The sequence below is a fragment of the Rhizobium hidalgonense genome, assembly GCF_002914525.1.
GTDB classification, from domain to species: Bacteria; Pseudomonadota; Alphaproteobacteria; order Rhizobiales; family Rhizobiaceae; genus Rhizobium; species Rhizobium hidalgonense.
Window position 1 is genome coordinate 127,353 of the sequence record NZ_LODW01000082.1, and the last position, 19,483, is coordinate 146,835.

The following is a 19,483-nucleotide window of genomic DNA, read 5'->3' on the forward strand; positions in this document are numbered from 1 at the left end:
CTGCAAATGAGGCGCTGTTTTGACTGAAATGCGGCGTTGCCGAGAAAGCGTCAGCGCTCCTCTGGGCATTGTACGATGCGCAGATTCAAAGTGCCGCAGCATCCTTTGCGCGCCTCGGCAGACGCGCGGCGCTGTCAGGCGCGGCCGAATGTAACGGCCGGCACTCTTGCAATTTGCGGCGGCTCGGGCACACTGTCACCCTCCTGTCACACGCAGAGGCCTTGGAGACTGAATGACAGATCAGCCGGATTTACGACACGGCGAAAGCCGTTCCGTCGACAAGAATTCTTCAGTCGTCGTCGATCTCAGGGAATACAAGCAGAGCAAGGACCCGCTTCCGGTGACCTTTCATCGGCGCGAACTGGATGCGATCCTCTGGATCTACGGCCGTATGGTCGGTGACGGCGAATGGCGCGACTATGCCATCGATCACCTGAAAGACAGGGCGGTCTTCTCTGTGTTCAAACGCTCCGGTGAAATGCCACTCTTCCGCATCGAGAAAAATCCCAAGCTCGCCGCCAAACAGGGCGCCTATTCTGTGATCAACGTCCACGGCACCATCCTGAAGCGCGGTCACGAGTTGAACCAGGTGCTGAAGGTGTTCGACAAGGCGCTGAAGCTCGTCGACAAGTAGGCCCTATCGGCCGTTAGAGCGCCGCGCGTCTAGCAAGACGCGCTGAGGACGCTCTAATACTTTGAATTTGCGCGTAGTCCTTTCCGAAAATCGATTCCGATTTGTCGGTTATGCGCTAAACAGCGTGCCGGGATAGGCGGAGGGATCCGGATCGGTCGTCATGCCGTCGCCGAGGGTGCGCTGCATGAGCATCGTATCCAGCCAGCGGCCGTGTTTGTAGCCGGCGCCCCTCATCAAACCGACCTCCACAAAGCCCGCCTTGAGATGAAGCGCGATCGAGGCGGGGCTGGCGCCGCCGATGACGGCGATCATCTGGCGAAAACCGAGACCGGTGCAGCGGTCGATCAACTCGGTCATCAGCGCTTTGCCGATGCCGCGGCCGCGGGCCTCGGGCGCCAGATAGATCGAATCCTCGACCATCCATCGATAGGCCGGGCGGACGCGAAAGGCCGAGGCATAGGCATAGCCGAGCAGGCCTCCATCCGCACCGGCTGCAGTGATATAGGGATAGCGCTGGCTGACGATTGCCGAAAAACGCTGCGCCATCTCGGCCTCGGAGGGCGGCGTGATCTCGTAGCTCGAGGTGCCGTTCAGGACGGATTCCCGGTAGATACCGGTAATGGCGGGAATATCGGCTTCAGAGCCATCGCGCAGGAGAAAGGACATTTCGGCGGCGGGTCCATCAGGAGGCAAGCCCCTCTAAAACCATCTGAAGAAAATCAGCGCAATAAAAAAGGCGGCCGAAGCCGCCTTTTCGATCTCAGTCCGTCCTGTTATTTGCGGTTGCCCATGAACTGCAGCAGGAACATGAAGAGGTTGATGAAGTCGAGATAGAGCGTCAGCGCACCCATGATCGCCTTGCGGCCGGCCACGGCGACGTCATCGGCTTCCAGGTACAGTTCCTTGATCCGCTGCGTGTCGTAGGCGGTGAGGCCGGCGAAGATCAGAACGCCGATCACCGAGATCGCAAACTGCATGGCCGACGAAGCCAGGAAGATGTTGACGATCGAAGCGATGATCAGGCCGAAAAGACCCATGATCAGGAACGAGCCCATCGCCGACAGGTCACGCTTCGTCGTGTAGCCGTAAAGCGACAGCGCGCCGAAGGAGGCGGCGGTGACGAAGAAGGTCTGAACGACGCTCTGGCCGGTGTAGACCAGGAAGATCGACGAGAGCGACAGGCCGACCAGTGCGGCATAGACCCAGAAGGTCGTCTGTGCGGCGGCCACGCTCATGCTATTGATGCGGAAGCTCAGGAAGAAGACGGCCGCAAGGGGCGCAAGGATGACGACCCAGCGCAAGGGCGACTGGAACAGGAGTACGCCGAACTGGGTGAGTTGGCCGTCCTGAACAGCGAAGTTGAATCCGAGATATGCGGCCACACCGGTGATCGCCAGACCCAGCGCCATCAGGTTGTAAACCTTGAGCATATAAGCGCGCAGGCCTTGATCAATCATCTCGCCGGTCTGAGCGCGGCTTTGATAGTTACGAAGGTCAGCCATAGTTTCCTCTTACAAGCTCCGATGGAGATACGGTGTCGGGGTTTTCGACCCGGGCGCCGCTGCGGAGCTCCAGCATGCCTGCAAACAATATGAGGCTTTCGCCTCTTGCAAACAAGAGGGTTGCGAAGGCCCGGCCGGTTAAATCGCCGTAAGGTGAAGGGTTTGAGCGCCGTTCTCCGGTCAAAGCTCGCGCAGGACGGGCGCGGCCTTCTGCCCGAGGATGCGCCAGGTGCCGATCAGGCCGATGCCGACGGTCAGCACGAGGGCGGTCAACAGCGTCAGCCCCGCCACATCGGGCAAGAAGGTCGAGGGCAGGCGCATGATGCGGGCGACGATGAACCAGGCGGCGACACCGCCGGCGATCAGCGCGAAGATGGCGGTCGCCAGCCCCAGGATCAGATATTCGTAGCTGAAGGCGCGAATCAGCATGGCGCGGGTGGCGCCGAGCGTCTTCAGCACCACGGCATCATGGGTGCGCGCCCGGTTTCCGGCAGCAAGCGCCCCGGCGAGGACGAGGATCGAGGCGATGAGGGCGACGGAAGCGGCGGCGCGGATTGCGGTCGCCAGCTGCGCAACCAGCTGGTTGACGATGTCGATCGCGTCCTTGACGCGGACACTGGTGATCGTCGGATAGGTGTTGGTGACGGATTTCAGGATCGCCGCATCTTCGGCCGGTGTCGAGAAGGGATCCGTCAGCGTCGCCAGCCATGCATGCGGGGCGCCGCTGAAGGTGTTCGGCGAAAAGACCATGACGAAATTGATCGATAGCGATTCCCATTGGACGCGGCGGAGATTGGCGATCTTTGCGGTGATGTTGCGGCCGAGCACGTTGACGGTGACCTTGTCGCCGATCTTCAGGCCGAGTTCGTGCGCCTCTTCCGAGGAAAAGGAGACGAGCGGCTCGCCGCTGTAATCCTTGTCCCACCAGCTGCCTTCGGTAAGGGCGGCATTTTCCGGCAGGGTATCGGCATAGGTGATGCCGCGGTCGCCGTTCAGCACCCAGCGGCCGGCGGCCGGCACGTTCATTTTGCTGACGTCCTCACCGTTAAAAGCGACGATCCGGCCGCGCAGCATCGGCACTTCCATGAGCTTGCCCTTCGGCGCCTGCGCCTGGACGAGAGCACGGAAAGCATCGACCTCGGCGCTCTGGATATCGACGAAGAAGAAGTTCGGCGCGCCCTCGTTCATGCGGCCGGTGAGCTGCCGGCGCAGGTTTCCGTCGATCAGGGTCAAAGTTACCAACAATGCCAGGCCGAGGCCGAGCGAGAGCACGACCGAGGGCGTCAGCGCGCCGGGGCGGTGGATGTTGCCGATCGCAAGCCGCAATGCCGGCGAGTTGACGCGCGGGCTGCGGCGCGCAAGCCAGGCGATCAACGCCGCGACGAGGCGCAGCACGACGAAGGCGAAGACGATCGCACCGACGAAGACGACGGCGATGAACCGGTCATAGGCGGTGACGACGGCAAGGCCGGCAAGGGCCGCCATGAACAGCGCGGCCAGCAGGATGTAGGGCCAGGAGGGAAGGCGGCGGGCCTCGAAGCCCTGTTCGCGGAAGAGTGCGGTGGCGGGCACTTCGCGGGCATGGCCGAGCGGCAGGATGGCGAAGGCGAGTGTCGTCAGGATGCCGAACAGCGTCGCCAGCAGCAAGGCGCCGGGATAAAGCGTCGGCGTCGTCGAGACCGGCAGGAATTGCGCTAGGAACTGGGCGGCGAAGATCGGCGACAGGGCGCCGATAACGAGGCCGATCAGGATCCCGCCAAGGGCGATGATGGCGATCTGGAAGAGATAGATCAGAACGACGACCTGCGCCGGTGCGCCGAGACATTTGAAGGTGGCGATTGTGGTGCGCTTGCCGTCGAGGAAGGCGCGAACGGCATTGGCGACGCCGACGCCGCCGACGATCAGTGCGGTTAGGCCGACCAGCGTCAGAAACTGCGAGAATCGGGTGATGTTTTCGGTGAGCGAGGGCGCAGCGCGGTCGCTGGTGCGAACGGCCCAGCCGGCGGAGGGAAATTCCTTGGTCGCGCGCGCTTGGATGCCCGACATCGCACCCTTGTCTTCCAGCCGGATCTTGTAGGCATGCTCGACCAGGCTTCCCGTCTGGATCAATCCGGAGGCTTCCAGTGCCCGGCGGCTGACAAGCAGACGCGGCGCAAAGCCGAAACCTTCCGACAGCGCGTCCGGCTCGGTTTTGACGGTGCCGGTGATGCTGAGCTTAACATTGCCGAGCAGCAATTCATCGCCGACCGCAAGCCCGAGCCGATCGAGAAGCAGCGGGGCTGCGACGGCGCCATAGGTGCCGCCCTGGCCTGAAAGCAGGGCTGCGAGCGGGTAATCCGGCTTGGCCACGAAGCTGCCGTAGAGCGGGTAGGCATCGTCGACGGCCTTGACCTCGACCAGCGCCTGATCGGAACCGTCAGGCTTGCGCGCCATCGAACGCAGGCCCGTCGACACCGAAACGCTGCCCAGGCCTTCGAGGAAACTCATTTCCTCAGGCGTCGCTTCGCGGTTGTTAAGTTCGAAGCGGACGTCGCCGGCCAGCAGTTCCTGCCCCTGCGTGGCGATCGTATCGGTGATCGACTGCGAAACGGAATTGACGGCGGCAATCGCACCGGTGCCGAGGGCGATGCAGGCGAGAAAAATGTAGAAGCCGCGGATGCCACCGCGCAGCTCGCGCAGCGCCAGGCGAAAAGCGAGCGAGACGCGCGGCGTGATCACCCTCATGCGATCGCCGCCTCGCTGTGACGGGCGGCGCTGTCGCCTTCGATCCTGCCGGAACGGACACGGATCTGGCGCGAGCAGCGATTGGCCAGCGAGACGTCATGGGTGACGAGAAGCAGGGTCATGCCGCGTTCGGCCTGCTTGGAAAACAAGAGGTCGGCGATCTGGCGGCCGGTCTCGGTATCGAGATTGCCTGTGGGTTCGTCGGCGATCAACAGGGCGGGCGAGGGAGCGAGCGCCCTTGCGATCGCCACGCGCTGCTGTTCGCCCCCGGAAAGCTGGCCGGGATAGTGGTTCAGCCGTTCGCCGAGGCCGACCGATTTCAGCTCGCGATGGGCAATCTCGAAGGCGTTGGGAACATTGGCGAGTTCGAGCGGCACGGCGACGTTTTCCAGCGCCGTCATGTTGGCGATCAGGTGGAAGGACTGGAAGACGATGCCGATGTTGCGGCCGCGGAAATCGGCCACCTGATCCTCGCTCAGCGCGTGGATCGGCGTGTCGTTGATATTGATTTCGCCGCTGTCGAGCTTCTCCAGCCCGGCAAGCACCATCAGCAGGGTCGACTTGCCGGACCCGGACGGGCCGACAATGCCGACGGATTCGCCGGCATCGATATCGAGATCGATCCCCTTCAGCACGTGCACGGAAGCGGCCGCACTGCCAAGGGTCAGATCGGCGCCCTTCAACTCGATGATGGTTTTTGCCAACAGAAATCGCCCTATATAAATCCATAATCGAATGGCCGCATCACGGCACTTCGCCAATCTAGGGAAGCCAGAATGAGATTTAAAGTTGCCGCGCTTCAATTCACCGTCATTGCCGTCTCACTGATCTTTACCGCCGCAGCGAATGCCCGGACGATCAATCTCGTCGGTTTCGGGGACAGTTTGATGGCGGGCTATCAATTGCCTCCCGGCGACGGCTTTCCGGAAAAGCTGCAGTCGGCCCTCAAGGCGAAGGGGCTCGACGTCGCCGTCGCCAATGCCGGGGTGTCCGGCGACACGACGACAGGGGGGCTTGCGCGGATCGACTGGTCGGTGCCCGACGGTACCGACGGCGTCATTCTGGAGCTCGGCGCCAACGACGCGCTGCGCGGCATCCCGCCGGAGGTGAGCGAGAAGAACCTCGATCAGATGATTGCCCGGCTGAAGCAGCGTGGCATCGATGTGCTGCTCGTCGGCATGATGGCGCCGCCCAATATGGGGGCGGATTATGCCGCACGCTTCAATCCGATTTACCGGAAACTTTCTGAGAAACACGGAGTTCGGCTTTATGCCTTCTTCCTGGACGGCGTGGCGCTCGATGCGGCGCTGAAACTCGAGGACGGCATGCATCCCAATGCGAAAGGCGTCGACATTATGGTCGGGAAGATGGAAGCCGATGTCACAAATTTCGTCGGAACGATTTCTACTGTGAAGAAATAGGGACTTGCGCGCTCATTGATTGCGTGATTCCGTGTAAGCACCTGCAAAAGATTCGGGGAGTGCTCGTTATGCCGAGACTGTTTACCGCCCTCGAAATTCCGCGCAATGCGGCGATGAGCCTTTCATTGCTGCGCGGTGGCCTCCCCGGAGCACGATGGATCGATGTGGAAAATTACCACATCACCCTGCGCTTCATTGGCGATGTCGACGGCCGCACGGCCGATGAAATCGTAGAACGTCTCGACCGCATCGACCGGCCGGAATTCCAGTTCCGGCTCGAAGGCATCGGTTCCTTCGGCTCGAAGAAACCGCATTCGGTCTGGGCCGGCGTTTCGCAATCGCCTGAAATGTACGCCCTGCAGGGCGAGATCGAGCGCATCTGCCAGCGTATCGGCCTGCCGCCGGATCCGCGCAAATTCATGCCACATGTGACGCTGGCGCGGCTCAAATCGTCGCGGCTCGACGATGTCGTGCAATATCTGGCCGGGCGCGGCAACTTCCACACATCGACCTTCACGGCGCCGCGCTTCGTGCTGCTGTCGTCGCGCGAATCGGTCGGCGGCGGGCCTTACCTCACCGAGGAAGTGTTCCCGCTGCATGAGGCACGCTCGACGCCCAGCGTTTCGAGCAAGCTGCTGCAGCCGGTCAAGAGCCTGGTATAGACCAGCTCGAAACCGTCCGGGCCGCCATAATAGGGATCGGGGATATCCTCTCCGGTTCTGAGTGCGGCATCGCCGAAAAGACGGATGTTCGCCTCGGGCGGCGCGATTTCGGCGAGCGCCGCCACATTGTCGCGGTCCATGGCGAGGACGAGGTCGAAACCCCTGAAATCTCCCGGTCGGATGCGGCGGGCACGCTGTGCCGATATATCGATGCCGTGGCGTTGCGCGGTGGCGATCGAACGCCGGTCGGGCGGCTCGCCCTCGTGCCAGCCGCCGGTGCCGGCCGAATCGACCGTAAACTGGCCAGTCAAACCCGCCTCGGCGACGAGGTGACGAAGAATTCCCTCCGCGAGCGGAGAACGGCATATATTGCCCATGCAGACGAAGAGGATGCTGATGCGTTTCATCGGTAGACCTGTCGACAGATGAAAGGACGATCGCATGAAAATGGAAAAACTGGAACGGACGGCGGTCGAGGCGCAACTGGCCGGGCTTGCGGGCTGGACACTGAATGAGGCGGCCTCCGCGATATCGAAGACATTCAAGTTTTCGAATTTCATCGAGGCGTTCGGCTTCATGACGGAGGCAGCGATCACGGCCGAGAAGCTCAACCACCATCCCGAATGGTTCAACGTCTATTCCCGGGTGGATGTGACGCTGAACACGCATGATGCCGGCGGGCTGACGGAGCTGGATTTCAAGCTCGCCAAGGCCATGGAGAAGGCTGCGGCGCGACGTATGGTTTGAAAGCGGGGCCATTTGAAAGGCGGGCCGCCATCACCATATGTTCGCTTGGACAAAAGGGATGCAGGGATGGATGAGGTCAAATTCGGGGAAATCCTGTTGCCGGGCGACGAGGACACCCAGAGCCGACGGGAAAAGACCGTAAGGCAGAAATTCTGGCCGACCTTCCGGCGGGCTGTGCGGCAAATTCCCTTCTCCCGCGATGTCGTCGCCGGTTTTTATTGCGCGCTCGACCCGCAGACGCCGACGAAGGTGCGCGGCGTGCTTCTCGCAGCGCTCGCCTATTTCGTCATGCCGATCGACATGATCCCGGATGTCTTCGCCGTCATCGGCTTTTCCGACGATATCGCCGTCCTGTCAGCCGCGTTCGCCATGGTGCGCGGCCATATCCGCCCAGGCCATTATGAGGCCGCCGATCGCGTTCTCGCCGACTCGTCTGAGGAAACGATGAAGACGATTTAGGCGGTTTCGCGCTCCAGCACCTTCCTCAGTTTGCCAAAGGCAAGCCGAATGCGCGATTTCACCGTGCCGAGCGGCAGCCCGGTCGATTCGGCGATTTCCGAATGCGATTGACCGAGGAAGAAGGCGGCGCGCAGCATGTCGCGCTGCTCCTCCGGCAATTGGCCGACGGCGGCGCGGATCTTGGCATCGCGATCGTCATTGGCGATGATGTCTTCCGCGCCGATCTCGGCCGGCGGCTGCAGGGCCGGGTCGGTCTCATCGAAGATGCGGGTATTGATGCGGCGCTGCAGGTCGATGCGGCGGTTGCGGGCAATGCGGAAAAGCCAGGTGGAGAGCGAAGATCGCGTGGAATCGTAGAGATCCGCCTTATGCCAAAGCACGATCATGATCTCCTGGACCAGTTCCTCGGCCTCGCCTGATGTCATCTTCTGGCGCATCAGCCAAGCCTTCAGCCGGGGTGCGAAATAGTCGAACAGGATGGAAAAGGCCTGCTGGTCGCGATCCCTGGCGACGGCCTTTGCGAGGGCAGCGAAACGCTGTCTTTCCTCGGCATCCATGTCCCCTCACGAGCCCCCTGCGGCGAAATTTTCGGACCGAATTTCCAAGCTTTACTGAGGTACAACGGAATTCTGAAAGGTCAAACTCTTGCCTGAATCTTTGTGTCTTAAATTCAGCCGAACGGACGGCCGGTGCCATCGGGTCACGGTGTCACGGCCATTACCGTCAAAGGGCGAAAATTGTTACCCGAGCTGAAATGACACAGGCAGATACAAATCGCAGCCATTGTTGACCATTTGGTAACCTGAATTAAGTCAAAATAAAGCAGATCGTGATTATGCGGCGCCCGCAATGATCGCTTCGGGCCTTGATCGCAAGAACCGGCAGGAATCCATGTTTGTAAAAAGTATCGTATCCGCTCTCGCACTCACCCTTGTCATGGCCGGAGTTGCGGCAGCGCAGCAGGCCGCGCCGAACCGCATCCAGCAGTTCCAGGCATGGGGCGCCTATTCCTACAAGTCGGGCAACAGCACCGTCTGCTATGTGCTGTCGGTTCCGACGGCAAAGCAGCCGGCAAGCGTCGACCATGGCGACAACTTCTTCATCGTCTCGCAACGTCCGGGCCAGAACATCTCCTATGAGCCGCAGGCGATGATGGGCTACACGGTGAAGGAAAATTCGAAGATCAACGTCGTCATCGACAACAAGACCTTCGTGATGTTCACCAAGGACAAGGCCGGCTGGGTCGAGAATGCGGCGCAGGAGCCCGCTCTGGTCGCGGCGATGAAGACCGGTCATTCGATGACGGTCAATGCCGTCTCGCGCAAGGGTACCGGCACCTCTTATAGCTATTCGCTCTCGGGCATCTCGGCTGCGCTGAAGCAGATCGAAAGCTGCAAGTAAGCGGCTTTTCGCCCGCAAAAATCTCACGGGCCGGCCTTGCGCCGGCCTTTGTCGTTTCCATCTCCAAGCGTATCGCATCACGCAACACGCTTGGATCTTTGACGTTATGCATGTCGTTGTCCCAAAACCGCTGCACACTTTCGGGCGACATGCATTAGTGACGCGCGGGCAAAATGATGCTAAAGGCCGCGCCAACAGCGGACAGATCGCGATATCAATCGCCGCTCCGCCATTCAATTTCTGCCCATGTGCCGCCATGTGCTCGCAAGTCTTCCGGTCTGTCCTGAAGTCCGCGGGCTTGTAGGGCGGTTATATGTTCGAATTCGGGATGAATGCCTATGTCCGTCATGGAAGCGATAGATGTCACCAAGCCGCAGGCGCGCACGTCCACCAGCCTCGAAAAGCCGTCCTTGATCGGGCTGTCGCGCGAGGAGATGGCGGCGGCACTCCGGGATAAGGGCGTAGCCGAGAAGCAGATCAAGATGCGCGTCGCGCAGCTCTGGAACTGGATCTACGTGCGCGGCGTCTCCGATTTCGACCATATGACCAACGTCGCCAAGGACATGCGCGAGATGCTGAAGCAGCATTTCACCATCGCGCGTCCGGAGATCGTCGAGGAGCAGGTTTCGAATGACGGTACGCGCAAATGGCTGCTGCGGTTTCCGCCGCGCGGCGCCGGCCGCCCGGTCGAGATCGAAGCCGTCTACATTCCGGAAGAGGGCCGCGGCACGCTCTGCATCTCCAGCCAGGTCGGCTGCACGCTGACCTGTTCCTTCTGTCATACCGGTACGCAGCGCCTGGTGCGCAACCTGACGGCGGAGGAAATCCTGTCGCAGCTGCTGCTTGCTCGCGACCGGCTCGGCGACTTCCCGGATCGCGAAGCGCCGCAGGGCACGATCATGCCTGCTGAGGGCCGCAAGGTCAGCAATATCGTGATGATGGGCATGGGCGAGCCGCTCTACAATTTCGATGCCGTCAAGCAGGCCTTGCTGATCGCCACGGATGGCGACGGCCTATCGCTCTCCAGGCGCCGGGTGACGCTTTCGACCTCCGGCGTCGTGCCGGAGATTTTCCGCACCGGCGAGGAGATCGGCGTCATGCTGGCTATTTCGCTGCATGCGGTGCGCGACGATCTGCGCGACATTCTGGTGCCGATCAACAAGAAGTATCCGCTGAAGGAATTAATCGAGGCGTGCAAGGCCTATCCCGGCCTTTCCAATGCGCGGCGCATCACCTTCGAATATGTGATGCTGAAGGACGTCAACGACAGTTTGGAGGACGCCAAGGGGCTGATCAAGCTCCTGAAGGGCGTGCCGGCGAAGATCAACCTCATTCCCTTCAACCCCTGGCCCGGCACCAATTACCAATGTTCCGACTGGGAGCAGATCGAGAAGTTCGCCGATTTCATCAACTCGGCAGGCTACGCCTCGCCGATCCGCACGCCGCGCGGCCGCGATATTCTGGCAGCCTGCGGCCAGCTGAAATCGGAATCCGAACGTATGCGCAAGACCGAGCGCCTGGCCTTCGAGGCGATGATGATCGCCAATCACGGCGCCGACGACTGATCAGCAAGTTTGATCCTCGCTACAATTCTCCTGCATTGATTTAAGCATGCGCTTTTCCTAATAGTGCCGCCAAAATCAATCAGGAGGATATAATGCGCCCGATTCTGCTCGCTCTTGCCGCCACTTTGGCGCTTTCGCTGCCTGCAAAGGCCGATGACGTGACCGTTGCCGTGACGGCGATCGTCGAGCACCCGGCGCTGGACGCTGCCCGCAAGGGCGTTCTCGATGCGCTGACGGCCGCCGGCTACAAGGAAGGCGAGAACCTGAAATTCGTGTTCGAGTCGGCGCAGGGCAATCCGGCGACCGCAGCCCAGATCGCCCGCCAGTTCGCCGGCGACGAGCCGGATGTGATCGTGCCGATCTCCACACCCTCGGCTCAGGCCGTCGTCTCCTCGACGCGCGACATTCCCGTCGTCTTCACTGCGGTCTCCGATCCGCTCGGCGCTCAGCTTGTCAAGAACATGGACAAGCCCGGCGGTAACGTCACCGGCCTTTCCGACATGTCACCGGTCGCCGAGCACCTGGCGCTGATCAAGGAAATCCTGCCTGATGTGAAAACCGTTGGCTATCTCTACAACTCAGGCGAGGCCAACTCCGTTTCGCTCCTCGCCGTGCTGAAGGCCGAGGCCGAAAAGGCCGGCCTGAAGGTGGTGGAATCCGCCGCCACAAAATCGGCCGAGGTCCAGGGTGCGGCTCGCGCCCTCGTCGGCCGTGCCGATGCGATCTATATCCCGACCGACAACACGATCATCTCTGCGCTCGAAGGCGCCGTTGCCGTTGCCGAAGAGAGCAAGCTGCCGCTCTTCACCGCCGATACCGATTCGGTTTCGCGCGGTTCCATCGCTGCCCTCGGATTCAACTATTACGATGTCGGCAAGCAGACGGGCGACATTGTCGTGCGTGTGCTGAAGGGCGAGAACCCGGGCGATATCGCAGTCAAGACCGCCGCCGGCAGCGATCTCGTCGTCAACAAGGCGGCGGCTGCCAAGATGGGCGTCACCTTGCCGCAGAGCGTGCTTTCGCGCGCCAACAAAGTCATCGAATAGACAGCGCGGCTGCCGCCGCCGGTCAAGTTTTACAGCCGCTCTCGTTCCACACGAGGGCGGCTGATGCTATTGGAAGCCTAAATGTTTCGCAGGCATGCGGAACGGAAACGGAAAAAGGGGCTGAAAGCCTTGAGCCAAATCGCATTCTGGGGGGCCGTCGAACTCGGACTGGTCTATTCCTTCGTCGCCCTTGGGGTCTATCTCGCCTTCCGCATTCTCGACTTTCCCGATCTGACGGTCGACGGCTCCTTTCCGCTCGGTGCGGCGGTGACCGCCGTGCTGATCATTGCCGGCGTCAATGCCTGGCTTGCAGCTCTGATCGCGATGGCTGCCGGCGCGGGCGCGGGCATGGTGACGGCGCTGCTCAACGTGCGCTTCAAAATCCTCAATCTGCTCGCCTCGATCCTGACGATGATTGCGCTGTTTTCGGTCAATCTCAGGGTGATGGGCAAACCGAATGTCGCTCTCATCAATGCCGATACGATGATCAGCCCGTTCTTCGGCCATGGCCTTCGCGATTTCTATGTGCGGCCGCTCTTCGTCGGCGTTCTTGTGATCGTCGCCCTCATCCTGGTCTGGCGCTTCCTCGAAAGCGATGCCGGGCTGGCCATGCGCGCGACCGGCGCCAATGCGCGAATGGCGCGCGCCCAGGGCGTCGATACCAGCCGGCAGATCTATCTCGGCATGGCGATCTCGAATGCGCTGGTGGCATTCGGCGGCGCGCTGTTTGCCCAGACGAACGGCTTTGCCGACGTCACTTCAGGCGTCGGCACGATCGTCGTCGGGCTTGCCGCCGTCATCATCGGCGAGACGCTGCTCGGGCGCCGCGGTCTGCTGATCGCACTGATCGGCTGCGTGCTCGGCTCGATCCTCTACCGCATCGCGATCCAGTTGGCGCTGTCGAGCGACGTCATCGGCCTACAGGCTTCCGACCTCAATTTCGTGACGGCGGTGCTGGTAACCGTGGCGCTCATCCTTCCCCGTCTTCGCGGAGGTGCCGCATCGTGATCAGCGTTAAGGATATCAAGGTTGTTTTCGGGCGCGGCACGCCGCTGCAGAAGCAGGCGCTGAACGGCGTCAGCCTGACCATCGAACAAGGCTCCTTCGTCACCGTCATCGGCTCCAACGGCGCCGGCAAATCGACGCTGCTCGGTGTGCTCGCCGGCGACGTCCTGCCGAGCGAGGGACAGGTGCTGATCGGCAAGAGCGATGTGACGCGCAAGTCGACGGCATCACGCGCAGGTCTGGTAGCGCGGGTGTTCCAGGATCCGCTGACGGGAAGCTGCGGTTCGCTGTCGATCGAAGAAAATCTTGCTCTGGCTGCCCGCCGGGGCGAAAAGCGCGGGCTTGCGCCGGCATTAGGCGGCAAACGTCGGGATTATTTCAAGGAGCGGATCGCGGAGCTGAATCTCGGGCTGGAAAACCGGCTGAAGGACCGCATGGATCTGCTCTCCGGCGGGCAGCGGCAGGCCGTGTCGCTTGTGATGGCAACGCTTGCCGGTTCCGAAGTGCTGCTGCTCGACGAACATACGGCCGCCCTTGATCCCGGCATGGCCGAGTTCGTGATGAACCTGACGCAGAAGATCGTTGCCGAGCGCAAATTGACGACGATGATGGTGACGCATTCCATGCGCCAGGCGCTGGATTACGGCCACCGCACCATCATGCTGCATGGCGGCGAGATCGTTCTCGACGTGGCGGGCGACAACCGAAAGAACCTGCAAGTCGAGGACCTGATCGCCATGTTCCGCAAGATGCGCGGCCAGACGCTCGACGACGATGCTTTGCTGATTGGCTAAGGCAACAGCGTGCTGATCGGTTAACCGACAGCGGATCCGCTGATCATCTGGCCTGGGTGAGCAGGATCTTCGCGGCGAAGATCGAGAAGACGCCGGCGAAGGTATAGTCCATGCCGCGCAGCACCTTCCTGTTGTTCTGCAGCCAGGAGGCCAGCCAGTCGGCAGCAAGGACCACGCCGGCATTGACCGGCATGCCGAACAGGATGAAGCAGAAGCCCAGGAAAAGCAGCTTCTGCGTCACGGCCGGGTCGCCGGCGCTGACGAATTGCGGCAGGAAGGTCATGAAGAAGATAATGACCTTCGGGTTCAGAAGATTGACCCAGAAGCCCGACGAGATGTTCGCAAGCGCCGTGCCCTTCTGCGCCTCGACCCTGGCGACAGTGAGCTTCGAACCGAAGCGGATCGCCTGCACCGCCAGCCAGAGCAGATAGGCGGCGCCGCCGGTCTTCAGGAACAGGAAGGCGGTCGGCGAGGCCGTGATCAGCGCCGAAATTCCGAAGGCGACCAGCATGGTGTGGACGACGATGCCGAGGCTGGTGCCGATGACGACGAAAAGAGCCGCTTTCTTGCCCTGGGCTAGCGCACGGCTGATCGACAGCGTCATGTCGGGACCCGGCGTCGCGGCGAGCAGCAGGGTCGCGGCGGCAAAGGCCAAAAGAGTCGACAGGCTGGGCAGGAAATCCATGACACGCTCTGAAAGCCGGGAAGATCGGAGGATTTTTTACCCGGCTTTCAGAAAATTACCAATCAAACCTTCGAATGCGCGTCGCATTAAACTTGATCCATGCCACGCTCATTCGCTGTTGTTTTATGCATGTCATTATCCCGGAACCGCTGCACACTTCCGGGCGACATGCATGAGTGCCATTATTTCTGTTCGAGGAAGGCCTTGAACTTGTCGGCATAGTCCTCGTGCCAGCGTGACAGCGGCGGGCGATTCTCGATGATGTCGCCAGCAGCCCAGGCCATGCGGCGCTCGTCGACCGGGCGGGCCACGTCATTGTCGGGGCACAGGATATAGAAATCGCCGCGCTTGAGGCTCTCGACCATGAAATCCACAGTCTGCTCCGGCGTCCAGGCGCCGGCCGGCTTTTCCGCGCGGTCGCCCTTGGTGAGGCCGGTGAAGACGAAGCCGGGGATCAGAAGATGCGCGGAGATTTTCGCGCCTTCGATGTTGCGAAGCTCGTGCTCGAGCGCTTCGGTAAAGACCTTCACCCCGGCCTTTGAGATATTGTAGGCGGGATTACCGGGCGGCGTGGTGATACCCTGCTTCGAGCCGGTGTTGATGATCAGCCCAGGCTCGCCATGCGACAGCATCTTCGGGCCGAAGGTGCGCGTACCATTGATCACCCCCATCAGGTTGACGGCGAAGATATGGTCCCAATTCGCCTGCGGGCTGAAGATCGAGGTTTCCGGGCCGATGCCGGCATTGTTCATTAGCACATGGACGCGGCCGAAACGCTGGAGCACGGCGCGTTCGAGCGCCTCGAGGGAGTCCCGGCTGGCGACGTCGGTCTCGACCGCCATCACCTCTTCCTCGCCGGCAATGGCCTTGAGTTCGTCTGCGGCGCCCGCCAGCCGGTCGCCGCCGAGATCGGCGATGACCACGCTCATGCCGGCCTTGGCAAAGTGTCTTGCGGCAGCCAGGCCGATGCCGGACGCGCCGCCGGTGACGACTGCAACATTGGATTTCTTGAAAATGTCTTGAATATTCGTCACGGGGAGCCCCTCCTCGGTCGTTGCTCTGACGTTGGCGAATATGGGCTCCGCTTTCGCGCTGTCAACGCTATCGCGCCGGCGGTGCCGCACTTGCCCTTGCGTCACGCGTCAATCTCGCTAAAAGTGCCGCGATACCGGGTTTTCGCCGGCCTTTTATGCAACGGACCTCATCATCATGGCATCATATAAAGACGTGAAGAAAGTCGTGCTCGCCTATTCCGGCGGCCTCGACACCTCGATCATCCTGAAGTGGCTGCAGACCGAGCTCGGCGCCGAAGTCGTCACCTTCACCGCCGATCTCGGCCAGGGCGAAGAGCTGGAGCCGGCGCGCAAGAAGGCCGAGATGCTCGGCATCAAGGAGATCTATATCGAGGACGTGCGCGAGGAATTTGTGCGCGATTTCGTTTTTCCGATGTTCCGCGCCAATGCCGTCTATGAGGGTGTCTATCTGCTCGGCACCTCGATCGCCCGGCCGCTGATTTCCAAGCATCTGATCGATATCGCCCGCAAGACGGGCGCCGATGCGATCGCCCATGGCGCGACCGGCAAGGGCAACGACCAGGTTCGTTTCGAATTGTCCGCCTATGCTTTGAACCCCGACATCAAGATCATCGCGCCGTGGCGCGACTGGGCGTTCAAGAGCCGCACCGACCTGCTCGCCTTTGCCGAACAGCACCAGATCCCGGTTGCCAAGGACAAGAAGGGCGAGGCGCCGTTCTCCGTCGACGCCAACCTTCTGCATTCTTCTTCCGAGGGCAAGGTTCTCGAGGACCCTGCTCAGGAGGCGCCGGAATATGTGCATATGCGCACGATCTCGCCTGAGGCTGCGCCCGACAAGGCGACGGTGATCAAGGTCGGCTTCCGCAAGGGCGACGCCGTCTCGATCAACGGTGTCGAGATGTCGCCGGCGACGCTGCTCGCGACCCTCAACAATTACGGACGCGATAACGGCATCGGCCGTCTCGACCTCGTCGAGAACCGTTTCGTCGGCATGAAGTCGCGCGGCGTCTACGAGACGCCCGGCGGCACGATCCTGCTTTCGGCGCACCGCGCCATCGAATCGATCACGCTCGACCGGGGTGCGGCCCATCTCAAGGACGAGATCATGCCGCGTTACGCCGAGCTGATCTATTACGGCTTCTGGTTCTCGCCGGAGCGCGAGATGCTGCAGGCGCTGATCGACAAGAGCCAGGAGCATGTCGAAGGCGAAGTGACGCTGAAGCTCTACAAGGGCAATGTCATGGTCATCGGCCGTGAAAGCGAAAAGTCGCTCTATTCCGACAAGCTCGTCACCTTCGAGGACGACCAGGGTGCCTACGACCAGAAGGATGCGGCCGGCTTCATCAAGCTCAATGCGCTGCGCCTGCGCACGCTCGGCAAGCGCAACCTCGTCAAGTAATCACGCTTCGCTTTTCGAGTTGAATAGGAGCCCGCCGGCATTGCCGCGCGGGCTCTTTTTTTGCCGTGGCTCACGCGGCGGCTGCATCCATACGCAGCCTGACATCGCCGCGACGCGGTCCCCAGCTTTCGGCCCAGAGCGGCAGGCCGGCAAGATCGGCTATCTCGGACGCCGCTTCGGCAGGATCAAGCCGGATGGCCTCGCCGTGATCCGTGATGGCAAACCCATCTTCGGCCTGATCTAGACAGGTGACGGCCAGTCCGCCTCTGATTGTTATGCCGCCGCGATCCAACGTCAGATCGCGGGCAATGGCCTGGCGCAACGTGTCGAGATCGAGCGGAGCGAGCCGCAGAGTACCTTGCCACTCGTTCGGTGCGTTGGTGGGGTCGACGATATTGATGCCTGATAGTGCGGGAACTTCCCCCTTGAGGGGACCTGCGCCGTGCCGGGTGGTGTAGCAGCGCGTCGCATATGTCGCGGCCAGCTCTGTGATGCCGGCCTCGACTGAGATCGCGAGCATGTTCGCGAGCCCGGTATTCGAACGGGTGACGTGGGGAAACACGCCGCGGTCCTGATCAAGCTCCAGACCCTGTGCCGCTTCGAAGATGACAGGGCCGCGTTCGCACAGCCGCCGGTCGGGCCAGAGCGCGGCGCGGTCGAGATAGGCGGCGCAATCGGCTTCGAAGCGGGCGGTGGTGATGTCGTCAGCCAGTGCGGCGGCCAGTTCCGCGGGCAGGGCGGTGATGCCGAGCGCGGCCAGCCGGACGGGCACCCAGGCATCGCGAATGGAAACAAGCCGGGCATGCAGATCGGGGCGAAACAGATCCTTCGTCGAGAGAGCGAATTCCGGGCGCAGATTGCGCTCGATGGTCTCGCCGAAGCCGAGGCCGCAACTGCCGTGACGGGCAGTGCCGCGCGCCAGCTCCAAGGCCTGGTTGATGATGACGTCGAAGGGTGTGGTGACCGGGGCACGCGGGTCGCTGCTGATCTCGGGCTCCACACCCAGCTGGCCGAGGGCGGTCAATTCATCGAGCAGCAGCATCGGATGGGCGACGAAGAAGCGGCTGAAATGGGTGGCAGCGCCGGCAAAGCTGCCCGCGCCAATGTGGTGAAAGACATGGCGCACCCCGGCGGGATCGACCACGGTATGGCCGGCCTGAGCACCGCCATTGCTGCGAACCACCACGGCTCCCGGCGTGGCTGCAGCGAGCCGATCGACCATCAGCCCCTTGCCTTCGTCGCCATAAAGCGCGCCGATCACGGCTTGTGCCTGGGTGCTCATGTTCTGCTCCTCAAAATGGGTCCCGGAGGGCGCCGGGGCTTTTGTACTGGAAGATATGGGCAGAGCGGTTCAGCTCTTTATGGCAGCTCAGAACCGCTCCAACCTTTGGTTTTAAATAACCGGGGAAAGCGCGCAGCACTGTCCTGGATTAGAAGAACGGCAGCAGGTGCCGCTTCGGGCGTTCGCCGATGGCTTTGGCGACGACTGCAGCCGCCGAACCCGGCCAACTGGCGGCTACGTCGTCGGCGTCACGACCCTCGGTGATTTCGATGATTGAACCACCAGCTCGGCAATGCGCCTGTGATCATCGAGCACGAAGGTGCGACCGGGCAGCAGCGGCTGCCAGCTTTCGAGCACCCGGCCGAGCCTCCTGGCCGCATAGCCCTCGCGGATGACGATGTGGAAGACCTCATAGGATCTTTGCGCCATCGCCAGGCATTCCCGGGCGCTCAGACCGCGCGGCGGTGCGATGCCGAAGATGCGGGCAATCTGAGGGGCGGTCAGGCCATTGTGAACCGGCTCGTCGCCGATGGTGAAGAGATAGCCCTTGCGGCCGCGTCTTTCGAAGGCATCGGTCGAGGTTTTGAGCGCTGCCAGAAGGTGGGCGGCGCTGTAGCTCTCGCCGTCATTGCCACCGCCATTGCCTTCCAGCCACAAGGCGCGGATCTGGCTGGCAAGCGAGATGTCGGCCTCGAACTGGGTAGCCTGCAACGGTGCCACATCAGTATCCGCATCTCCGACCGCCGCCACCATGATATGCGGATCGGATACCGGACGGCGGTCGTAGATCTCCGATGTCAGGGTGATGAGCCCGCCACGCATCAGTTCGTGGGCGATCATGCCCATCGAGCCGGTCACATCCGAGGCCAGAATAATCGGGGTCGATTGTGGATTGTAGGGGCTGTCGCGGCTCTCGCGGGTGGAAAAGCGCGCCGGGTCCAACTGCGGATCGATGCCGGTGGCCCCGAATACTTCCGACCGGCTGCGGCCATCCACATGGCGTGCATTGTAGGCCGCCCAGTCGGTTGTGCTGAAACGTCCCATACCCATGGTTTCACTCCTTTGCTGTTGCCTTGGCGATCAGGCTCAGGCGTTTGCCTACTGCCCTTCGTCATCACCTATA

The 19,483-nt window shown here is 61.8% G+C and carries 21 protein-coding genes; 11 read left to right on the forward strand and 10 right to left on the reverse strand.

The features are described from left to right. Positions 1-232: 232 nt before the first annotated feature. Positions 233-634, forward strand: a complete 402-nt coding sequence (locus tag ATY29_RS25800; RefSeq protein ID WP_003567389.1) for a DUF2794 domain-containing protein — start codon at positions 233-235, stop codon at positions 632-634. A gap of 108 nt (positions 635-742) precedes the next feature. Here the strand turns inward: ATY29_RS25800 and ATY29_RS25805 are convergent, their stop codons facing one another. The 4 genes from ATY29_RS25805 to ATY29_RS25820 all read right to left on the reverse strand — a co-directional run bounded on the left by ATY29_RS25805 (position 743) and on the right by ATY29_RS25820 (position 5,564). Further along, positions 743-1,300, reverse strand: a complete 558-nt coding sequence (locus ATY29_RS25805; protein WP_003567387.1) for a GNAT family N-acetyltransferase — start codon at positions 1,298-1,300, stop codon at positions 743-745. A gap of 107 nt (positions 1,301-1,407) precedes the next feature. Next, positions 1,408-2,136: a Bax inhibitor-1/YccA family protein gene (locus ATY29_RS25810; protein ID WP_003567385.1), complete on the reverse strand. Its 729-nt coding sequence runs from the start codon at positions 2,134-2,136 to the stop codon at positions 1,408-1,410. Between the two features lie 180 nt (positions 2,137-2,316). Then, positions 2,317-4,860 carry an ABC transporter permease gene (locus ATY29_RS25815; RefSeq protein ID WP_097533267.1) on the reverse strand — a complete coding sequence of 848 codons (2,544 nt, stop codon included), beginning with the start codon at positions 4,858-4,860 and terminating at the stop codon, positions 2,317-2,319. After that, complete coding sequence (locus ATY29_RS25820; RefSeq protein WP_003567381.1) at positions 4,857-5,564, reverse strand: ABC transporter ATP-binding protein; 708 nt, start codon at positions 5,562-5,564, stop codon at positions 4,857-4,859. Before ATY29_RS25820 ends, ATY29_RS25815 begins: the two co-directional genes overlap by 4 nt. A gap of 72 nt (positions 5,565-5,636) precedes the next feature. Between ATY29_RS25820 and ATY29_RS25825 the strand changes: the two genes are divergently transcribed. Beyond that, a complete protein-coding gene (locus tag ATY29_RS25825; protein WP_003567379.1) occupies positions 5,637-6,281 on the forward strand; it encodes an arylesterase in 645 nt (214 codons plus the stop codon). A gap of 68 nt (positions 6,282-6,349) precedes the next feature. Further along, a complete protein-coding gene (thpR, locus tag ATY29_RS25830; RefSeq protein WP_003567377.1) occupies positions 6,350-6,943 on the forward strand; it encodes an RNA 2',3'-cyclic phosphodiesterase in 594 nt (197 codons plus the stop codon). Here thpR and ATY29_RS25835 read toward each other — a convergent pair. Continuing rightward, the gene (locus ATY29_RS25835) at positions 6,850-7,350 is read right to left on the reverse strand and encodes a low molecular weight protein-tyrosine-phosphatase (protein WP_097533268.1); all 501 of its coding nucleotides are present in this window, start codon (positions 7,348-7,350) and stop codon (positions 6,850-6,852) included. The genes thpR and ATY29_RS25835 overlap by 94 nt on opposite strands. A gap of 34 nt (positions 7,351-7,384) precedes the next feature. Here ATY29_RS25835 and ATY29_RS25840 point away from each other — a divergent pair, with 34 nt between their 5' ends. Together ATY29_RS25840 and ATY29_RS25845 are read left to right on the forward strand one after the other, a co-directional pair. Then, positions 7,385-7,690 carry a 4a-hydroxytetrahydrobiopterin dehydratase gene (locus tag ATY29_RS25840; RefSeq protein ID WP_003567373.1) on the forward strand — a complete coding sequence of 102 codons (306 nt, stop codon included), beginning with the start codon at positions 7,385-7,387 and terminating at the stop codon, positions 7,688-7,690. A 66-nt stretch (positions 7,691-7,756) separates the two neighbouring features. Continuing rightward, a complete protein-coding gene (locus ATY29_RS25845) occupies positions 7,757-8,149 on the forward strand; it encodes a YkvA family protein (RefSeq protein ID WP_003567371.1) in 393 nt (130 codons plus the stop codon). Here the strand turns inward: ATY29_RS25845 and ATY29_RS25850 are convergent. Further along, positions 8,146-8,706, reverse strand: a complete 561-nt coding sequence (locus tag ATY29_RS25850) for a sigma-70 family RNA polymerase sigma factor (RefSeq protein WP_003567370.1) — start codon at positions 8,704-8,706, stop codon at positions 8,146-8,148. The genes ATY29_RS25845 and ATY29_RS25850 overlap by 4 nt on opposite strands. Positions 8,707-9,040: 334 nt before the next feature. Here ATY29_RS25850 and ATY29_RS25860 point away from each other — a divergent pair, with 334 nt between their 5' ends. From ATY29_RS25860 to ATY29_RS25880, 5 genes are all read left to right on the forward strand, one after another. Next, the gene (locus ATY29_RS25860; RefSeq protein ID WP_003567368.1) at positions 9,041-9,550 is read left to right on the forward strand and encodes an invasion associated locus B family protein; all 510 of its coding nucleotides are present in this window, start codon (positions 9,041-9,043) and stop codon (positions 9,548-9,550) included. A 338-nt stretch (positions 9,551-9,888) separates the two neighbouring features. After that, on the forward strand, positions 9,889-11,115 hold the full coding sequence (gene rlmN, locus ATY29_RS25865) for a dual-specificity RNA methyltransferase RlmN (RefSeq protein WP_097533269.1): 1,227 nt from the start codon (positions 9,889-9,891) through the stop codon (positions 11,113-11,115). Positions 11,116-11,207: 92 nt separating this feature from the next. Next, on the forward strand, positions 11,208-12,161 hold the full coding sequence (locus tag ATY29_RS25870) for an ABC transporter substrate-binding protein (protein ID WP_097533270.1): 954 nt from the start codon (positions 11,208-11,210) through the stop codon (positions 12,159-12,161). A 129-nt stretch (positions 12,162-12,290) separates the two neighbouring features. Next, positions 12,291-13,169 (forward strand): ABC transporter permease, encoded by an 879-nt coding sequence (locus ATY29_RS25875; protein ID WP_097533393.1) that lies wholly within the window; start codon positions 12,291-12,293, stop codon positions 13,167-13,169. Further along, the gene (locus ATY29_RS25880) at positions 13,166-13,960 is read left to right on the forward strand and encodes an ABC transporter ATP-binding protein (protein ID WP_003567360.1); all 795 of its coding nucleotides are present in this window, start codon (positions 13,166-13,168) and stop codon (positions 13,958-13,960) included. The genes ATY29_RS25875 and ATY29_RS25880 overlap by 4 nt, the downstream gene beginning before the upstream one ends. Before the next feature lie 43 nt (positions 13,961-14,003). On the opposite strand, the gene ATY29_RS25885 is transcribed toward ATY29_RS25880, so the two are convergent. Next, positions 14,004-14,645 carry a LysE family translocator gene (locus ATY29_RS25885; protein WP_097533271.1) on the reverse strand — a complete coding sequence of 214 codons (642 nt, stop codon included), beginning with the start codon at positions 14,643-14,645 and terminating at the stop codon, positions 14,004-14,006. Positions 14,646-14,827: 182 nt separating this feature from the next. Further along, entirely contained in the window at positions 14,828-15,679 is an 852-nt protein-coding gene (locus ATY29_RS25890; protein ID WP_003567355.1) for an SDR family NAD(P)-dependent oxidoreductase, read from the reverse strand. A 175-nt stretch (positions 15,680-15,854) separates the two neighbouring features. Between ATY29_RS25890 and ATY29_RS25895 the strand changes: the two genes are divergently transcribed. Then, on the forward strand, positions 15,855-17,078 hold the full coding sequence (locus tag ATY29_RS25895; RefSeq protein ID WP_003567353.1) for an argininosuccinate synthase: 1,224 nt from the start codon (positions 15,855-15,857) through the stop codon (positions 17,076-17,078). A 70-nt stretch (positions 17,079-17,148) separates the two neighbouring features. Here ATY29_RS25895 and ATY29_RS25900 read toward each other — a convergent pair whose 3' ends face one another. After that, a complete protein-coding gene (locus ATY29_RS25900) occupies positions 17,149-18,360 on the reverse strand; it encodes an adenylosuccinate synthetase (RefSeq protein WP_025417270.1) in 1,212 nt (403 codons plus the stop codon). A 234-nt stretch (positions 18,361-18,594) separates the two neighbouring features. Beyond that, positions 18,595-19,410: a vWA domain-containing protein gene (locus tag ATY29_RS25905; protein WP_244597448.1), complete on the reverse strand. Its 816-nt coding sequence runs from the start codon at positions 19,408-19,410 to the stop codon at positions 18,595-18,597. Between the last annotated feature and the right edge of the window lie 73 nt (positions 19,411-19,483).